This window comes from Microbispora sp. NPDC049633 (assembly GCF_040675265.1).
Classification (GTDB): Bacteria; Actinomycetota; Actinomycetes; order Streptosporangiales; family Streptosporangiaceae; genus Microbispora; species Microbispora maris.
In genome coordinates, this window is record NZ_JBFAOO010000299.1 from 1 (window position 1) to 6,251 (window position 6,251).

Below are 6,251 nucleotides of genomic sequence, written 5' to 3' on the forward strand. Positions count from 1 at the left end.
CTGCCGCCCGGCGGCCCGCTCGCGTACGGGGCGGCCCGGACGGACGAGCACGACGCCGGGGAGCGGCCGGGTCCTCTCGACGCCGCCGCGCTGGACGTCGCCCGGGCCCAGAGCGGGCCGGCGGGGCCTCTCGGCCAGAACGCGTGAAGCCGGGCAGGTGATCGCGATCCCTGCTCGCCGTCATCGGCGGTCGGCGTCCGAGGGCTGACCGGCCCACTCGTGCAGGCGGCGGGCGAGCGCGCGCACCTCCTCGCGCAGTTCCGGCGGCCCCACCACGGTGAACGGCACACCGAGGCCGGCCAGCATCTGCGCCATTCCGTCCAGGCGTTCGGCGCGGCCGGTCACCCGGACGCCGCCGTCCGCCGGGGCGAGCGCGGCCACGGTCGGCGGGATCCGCCGCCGCGCCTCCTCCATCGTCGTGGCCAGCACGACCTCGATCTCATGCCGGTACGGCACGCCCGCCAGCGACTCCATCACGTGGGCGACCGGGTCGAACTCCCCCGGCGCGGGAAACTCCTCCTCCGTGGCCGCCACCTGGCCGATCCGGTCGATCCGGAACGTCCGCACCTCGCCCCTGCGGTGGTCGTGGCCGGTCAGGTACCAGCGGCCGGCGTGGAACACCAGCCCGTAGGGATCGACCGTCCGCTCGCTGTTCTCGCCCCGGTACGACCGGTAGGCCAGCCGCACGCGACGGCGGCGGCGGGCGGCATCGGCGAGCGTCAGCAGCGTCGCCCCGCTTGGCCGCAAGGCCACGGCGGCGGATCGGGCGGATCGGGAGGTCAGGCCGACCATGTCCTCGACGGCGCCGACCCGGTCGCGCAGGGCGTCGGGCAGCACGCGCCGGATCTTCGCGAGCGCGCTCTCGGCCGCCCCCTCGCCCACCGTCAGGTTCGCCCGGCGGCCCGCGAGCAGCCCGAGCACCACGGCGACGGCCTCGTCGCCGGTCAGCATGAGCGGCGGCAGCCGGTATCCCGGCATCAGCCGGTAGCCGCCGTAGCGCCCCCGCTCGGCCTGCACGGGAATGCCTAGGTCCTCCAGCCTCCGCACGTAGCGGCGCACGCTGCGTACGTCCACCTCCAGCCGCTCGGCGAGCTCGGGACCGGTGAGTCCGGGCCGGGCCTGCAGCAGCTCCAGGAAGGCGAGAACGCGATTGGTCGACATATCAGGACCGATTCTGCCCTGATTCGGCTTTAGCGTCGACGCATGACGACTTACGTACTGGTTCCCGGATTCTGGCTCGGCGCGTGGGCGTGGCGGGACGTGACCGCCGCCCTTCGCGGGATGGGCCACGAGGCATATCCCCTGACCCTCACCGGCTTGGCCGACCGCGCCCACCTCGCCTCCCCCGCCCTGGATCTGGACACCCACATCCGCGACATCACCTGCCTGATCGAGGCCGAGGACCTGCACGACGTCGTGCTCGTCGGCCACAGCGGCAGCGGCGCCGCGGTCACCGGAGCCGCCGCCCGCGCGGCCGGCCGGGTGAGCCGGGTCGTGTACGTCGAGAGCGGCCCGGTGCCGGACGGCATGGCCCAGATCGACCTCACCGGGCGGGAGTTCGTCGAGAAGCGCCTCGAAGACGGCTGGCGCTATCCCCTGCCCTCCTGGAACGAACTGGAGGAGTCGGGCGCGAGCCTCGACGGGCTGGGCGAGCGGGAGCGGGCGCTGATGGCCTCCCGGGCCACCGGCCAGCCGCTCGGCACGATCACCCAGCCCCTCGCTCTCGGCGGGGACGCCGCCGCGTTCGCCGCGCTGCCGAAGACGCTCGTGAGCTGCTCGTTCCCGCTCGCGCAGGTCAAGGAGCTGATCTCGGCCGGGCATCCGTTCTTCGCGTCTCTGAGCGGGCCGGAGTGGGAGCTGCGTGAGCTGCCGACCGGTCATTGGCCGATGCTGTCCCGCCCGGCGGACCTGGCGGAGGTTCTCGCTCAGGTTTCGTGACAGGCCAGCGCCTTTACATTGTAGATTTCCGGGTGGGACATTTGTCCCGCCCGGGGCCGTATCGATCGATCTACTCGGGCCGGCGGCGCCCGCCTACCGTCGTCCCCGTGACCACGAACACCCCCGACGCCGTGTCCCTGACCTCGGCGACCAAGCACTTCGGCCGCGTACGGGCCGTGGACGGGCTCACGCTCGCCATCCCCCGCGGCCAGACCGTGGCGTTGCTCGGCCCCAACGGCGCGGGCAAGTCGACCACCATCGCGCTGCTGCTCGGGCTGCTCGCGCCCGACTCCGGTCGGGCCGTGCTGTTCGGGCTCGACCCCGAGCAGGCCGTGCGGCGCGGCCTGGTCGGCGCGATGCCGCAGGAGGGCGGCCTCGTCCCCCGGGTGACGGTCCGCGAGCTGCTGGCCTTCGTGGCCGGGACCTATGCCGCTCCCCTCCCCCTCGACCGGGTCCTCGCGCTCGCCCGGATCGAAGACCTGCGCGACCGCCGGGTGGACCGGCTGTCGGGCGGGCAGGCGCAGCGCGTGCGGTTCGCGACGGCCGTGTGCGGCGACCCCGACCTGATCGTCCTCGACGAGCCCACCGCCGCGCTGGACGTGGAGGCCAGGCGCGAGTTCTGGCACGGCATGCGCGGGCTGGCCGGCCAGGGCAAGACGATCCTGTTCTCCACGCACTATCTGGAAGAGGCCGACGAGCACGCCGACCGCGTCGTCGTGCTCGGTCACGGCCGCGTGGTCGCCGACGGCACCAGCGCGGAGATCAAGCGGGCGGCGGCGCTGACCACGGTGAGCGTGACGGCCGACGGCGAGTCCGCCTGGCTCGCGGCCCTGCCGGGCGTGCGTCACATGGAGTTCAAAGGCGGCCGGGTCCATCTGCGCAGCGCCGACTCCGACGCCACCGTCATGGCCCTCGCCCGCGCGGGCGCCGTACGCGAGCTGGAGGTCGTTCCGGCGGATCTGGAGGACGCCTTCGTCGCCCTCACCGCGAAGGAGAACGCGTGATGTGGGGATACGTACGGCTCGAACTGATCAGGACCATGCGCGACGGCGGTTACGTGATCTTCGGGATCGCCATGCCGGTCGTGATGTACCTCCTCTTCACCAACCTCGGCCTGGCCCCCGGCGACCGGCACGACGCCGCGATCTACACGATGGTCGGCATGGCGGCGTACGGCGCGCTCGGCGGCGCCTTCAACAACGGCAGCGGCATCGCCGAGGACCGCGCGGCGGGATGGCTGCGCCGGTTGCGGCTCACCCCGCTGACCCCCGCCCAGGTCGTGGCCGGGAAGGTCGTCACGGGGATCGTCGGCGTCGTGCCGAGCATCGCTGCCGTGCTGGTGGCCGGCGTGCTGGCCAACCACGTCACGCTCCCTCCGCAGCGGTGGCTGGCGATCGTCGCGCTCCTGTGGGCGGGCACCGTGCCCTTCTCCCTGCTCGGTCTCGGCAACGGCTACCGCCTGTCGGGTCAGTCCGCGGCGATGGCCAACATCGCGACCATGCTGACGCTGTCGATCCTCGGCGGCCTGTGGGTGCCGGTCGAGAACTTCCCGTCCTGGCTGCGCGCGGTCGCCGAGTGGACCCCGTCGAACAGCTACGCCGGTCTGTCGTGGCGGGTCGCGTTCGGCGAGGTGCCCACCGTCCGTCAGGTCGCGATCCTGTCGGCCTGGCTGCTCGTCTTCGGCGCCTACGCGGTGCACGGCTATCGCCGCGCCGGCCGCCGGGCCTGACCGCTAATGTGACGTTCCCCATGACGACAGAACGCGGAACCTGGCTCGATCCTCTGCGGGAGGGCGAGCGCGGCCCCGACGCCAAGGGCATGTACATGTGGGTGGCCGTGACGGCGGCACCCGTGTGGGACATCGCGCACGGCCGGTCCCATCCCCTCTGGCTGGCCTGGCCGGCCGCGCTGGCCGCCGCCGGGCTCTACGTGGCCACCACGCACTTCGCCTTCGCCGACCGGCGGCGCGCCCTGCCGGCGCTGGGACTGCTCGCGGCGGTGGTCCTGGCGTCCGCCGCCGGGTTCGAGGGCAACTGGCTCTACCTGATCATGATGCTGGCCGTCGCCACCGGGATCACCGTGCGCGGCAAGATCCTGCCCGTGGTGCTGCTCGCCGAGTGCGCCGCCGCCCTGGCCGTGGCCGTAGCGGCCGGCGCATCCCTCACCGGCGTGCTCTCCATGATCTGGGGCACGTTCACCGCCGGCCTCATTCCGGCGATCATCATCCGGCTGTGGGAGGCCATCAACGAGCTCAAGGCCACCCGGGAGGAGCTGGCCCGTGCCGCGGTGTCCGAGGAGCGGCTGCGCTTCTCCCGCGACCTGCACGATCTGCTCGGTCACACGCTCTCGGTGATGGTCGTCAAGGCCGAGGCCGTACGCCGGCTGGCGCGGGTCGACGCGGACGAGGCGGCCGGGCAGGCGGCCGACATCGAGCGGATCGGGCGGCAGGCGCTGACCGAGGTGCGGGCCGCCGTCACCGGTTACCGCGGCAGAGGGCTCACCGCCGAGCTCGACTCCGCACGCGCCGCCCTCGCGGACGCCGGCGTCGAGGCGGCCGTCCGCGTGTCCTCCGTACGGCCCGCTCCCGAGACCGACGCCCTGCTCGGCTGGGCCGTGCGCGAGGGCGTGACCAACGTCGTACGGCACAGCCGCGCGGCGGCCTGCGCGATCGTCCTGCGCGACGACGGCGGGCACCTCGTGCTGGAGATCCGCGACGACGGCCCGTCCGCGAAACCGTACGGCGAGGGCAACGGCCTGACCGGCCTGCGCGAGCGGGTGGAGGCCGCGGGCGGCGCCCTGGAGACCATGGCGCCGCCGGGCGGAGGCTTCCTCCTCCGGGTGACCATGCCGTACGCGAAGGAGGACGGCGAGTGATCAGGGTGCTGCTGGCCGAGGACCAGGGCATGATGCGCGGCGCGCTGGCCCTGCTCCTCGGTCTGGAGGAGGACATCGAGATCGTCGCCCAGGTCGGCCACGGCGACGAGGTGGTGGACGCCGCGCTGCGCGCCCGTCCCGACGTGGCCCTGCTCGACATCGAGATGCCGGGCCGCGGCGGTCTGGAGACCGCCGCCGACCTGCGCGAACACCTGCCCGGCTGCGCCGTGCTCATCCTCACGACGTTCGGGCGGCCCGGCTACCTGCGCCGCGCGATGGAGGCCGGGGCCCGGGGGTTCCTGGTCAAGGACGGGCCGGTCGAGGAGCTCGCCGACGCCGTCCGCCGGGTGCTGCGCGGCGAGCGGGTCATCGATCCCGCTCTCGCGGCGGCGGCGCTGAGCACCGGCCCGAGTCCGCTGACCGACCGGGAGCGCGACGTCCTCGCCGCGGCGGCCGACGGCTCGACGATCTCCGACATCGCCGCCCGCCTCCACCTGTCGGAGAGCACCGTGCGCAACTACCTGTCGTCGGCCATCGGCAAGACCGGCACCAGGAACCGCATCGAGGCCGCCCGCCTGGCCCGCCACAACGGCTGGCTGTAGGGGTTCACTGCACGTCGAACTCGTTGCCCTCGGGGTCGGCCATGGTGACGTGGTGGGTGCCCGGCTCCTGCACGGTGCGCAGCACGGTGGCGCCGAGCGCCTTGAGCCGGTCCACCTCGGCGTCCCTGCGCTCGGGGCCCGCGTGCAGGTCGATGTGCAGGCGGTTCTTGCCCGCCTTCGGCTCGGGGACCGCCTGGAAGAGGATCCGGCGGCCGAGGCCGGTGCCACTGTGCGGGTCGAACGGATCGTCCGGGTGCCGCACGGCCCGCAGCGTCCGGAAGGCCGTCCGGTCGGGGGTCGCCTCCGCCTCCCCCAGCACGCCGGCGTCCAGGAGCCGGCCCACCAGCGCGCTGTTGTCCTCCACCTCGTAACCCAGGGCCTCCGCCCAGAACGCCGCCTGCGCGTGCGGGTCGACGCAGTCGATGACGAGCTTCCATTCGAGAGTCATGTAACCCTTTATAGTGGTTACATGAGCCTGACGCTACATCCGCGCGACGGAGTCTCCTTCCGTTTCGACCCGGGTGCCCTCTGCCTGGAGTTCCTCGTGAGCGGCGGCGTGGGGGTCTACGCCCACTACGAGACGCTGCACGAACCGGACGACCTCGCCCGGTGGGCCGCCGCGTCCCGGCTCGGCCTGGAGCGGGTGGACGCGACGGCGGAGGACCTCGCCCGCGCCAAGCTCCTGCGCACCGCCCTGTGGGGGCTCGCCGGCGACCGCGCCCACGGACGCACGCCGAGGCAGGCCGACGTGGACGCGGTCAACGCGGCGGCGTCGGCGCCCCCGCTGACGCCCGTTATGTCGGCCGACGGGCTGAGGTCCTGGGCCGCCGCCGCGAC

At 73.6% G+C, this 6,251-nt stretch carries 8 protein-coding genes; 6 read left to right on the top strand and 2 right to left on the bottom strand.

The window, feature by feature from the left end; genetic code table 11:
• Nucleotides 1–180: 180 nt before the first annotated feature.
• Nucleotides 181–1,161 (bottom strand): YafY family protein, encoded by a 981-nt coding sequence (locus AB0J39_RS37330; RefSeq protein WP_363473561.1) that lies wholly within the window; start codon nt 1,159–1,161, stop codon nt 181–183.
• 42 nt (nt 1,162–1,203) lie between these two features.
• Between AB0J39_RS37330 and AB0J39_RS37335 the strand changes: the two genes are divergently transcribed.
• From AB0J39_RS37335 to AB0J39_RS37355, 5 genes are all read left to right on the top strand, one after another.
• Nucleotides 1,204–1,938, top strand: coding sequence for an alpha/beta hydrolase (locus AB0J39_RS37335; protein WP_363473564.1), 735 nt, complete (start codon nt 1,204–1,206; stop codon nt 1,936–1,938).
• Between the two features lie 107 nt (nt 1,939–2,045).
• Nucleotides 2,046–2,942 (top strand): ABC transporter ATP-binding protein, encoded by an 897-nt coding sequence (locus tag AB0J39_RS37340; RefSeq protein WP_363473566.1) that lies wholly within the window; start codon nt 2,046–2,048, stop codon nt 2,940–2,942.
• A complete protein-coding gene (locus AB0J39_RS37345) occupies nt 2,942–3,667 on the top strand; it encodes an ABC transporter permease (protein WP_363473580.1) in 726 nt (241 codons plus the stop codon). The genes AB0J39_RS37340 and AB0J39_RS37345 overlap by 1 nt, the downstream gene beginning before the upstream one ends.
• Before the next feature lie 20 nt (nt 3,668–3,687).
• Complete coding sequence (locus AB0J39_RS37350) at nt 3,688–4,812, top strand: sensor histidine kinase (RefSeq protein ID WP_363473568.1); 1,125 nt, start codon at nt 3,688–3,690, stop codon at nt 4,810–4,812.
• On the top strand, nt 4,809–5,414 hold the full coding sequence (locus AB0J39_RS37355; RefSeq protein ID WP_363473571.1) for a response regulator transcription factor: 606 nt from the start codon (nt 4,809–4,811) through the stop codon (nt 5,412–5,414). Before AB0J39_RS37350 ends, AB0J39_RS37355 begins: the two co-directional genes overlap by 4 nt.
• Before the next feature lie 4 nt (nt 5,415–5,418).
• Here AB0J39_RS37355 and AB0J39_RS37360 read toward each other — a convergent pair whose 3' ends face one another.
• Complete coding sequence (locus AB0J39_RS37360; protein ID WP_363473574.1) at nt 5,419–5,862, bottom strand: VOC family protein; 444 nt, start codon at nt 5,860–5,862, stop codon at nt 5,419–5,421.
• A gap of 21 nt (nt 5,863–5,883) precedes the next feature.
• Here AB0J39_RS37360 and AB0J39_RS37365 point away from each other — a divergent pair.
• Nucleotides 5,884–6,251, top strand: a 368-nt coding sequence (locus AB0J39_RS37365) for an ABATE domain-containing protein (protein ID WP_363473577.1), incomplete at its 3' end; no start/stop codon positions are given.

Excerpts from the sequence above, each read along its gene's own strand:
- AB0J39_RS37330 (WP_363473561.1), bottom strand. The coding sequence starts at position 1,161 with ATGTCGACCAATCGCGTTCTCGCCTTCCTGGAGCTGCTGCAGGCCCGG.
- AB0J39_RS37360 (WP_363473574.1), bottom strand. The coding sequence starts at position 5,862 with ATGACTCTCGAATGGAAGCTCGTCATCGACTGCGTCGACCCGCACGCG.
- AB0J39_RS37335 (WP_363473564.1), top strand. The coding sequence starts at position 1,204 with ATGACGACTTACGTACTGGTTCCCGGATTCTGGCTCGGCGCGTGGGCG.
- AB0J39_RS37350 (WP_363473568.1), top strand. The coding sequence starts at position 3,688 with ATGACGACAGAACGCGGAACCTGGCTCGATCCTCTGCGGGAGGGCGAG.
- AB0J39_RS37345 (WP_363473580.1), top strand. The coding sequence starts at position 2,942 with ATGTGGGGATACGTACGGCTCGAACTGATCAGGACCATGCGCGACGGC.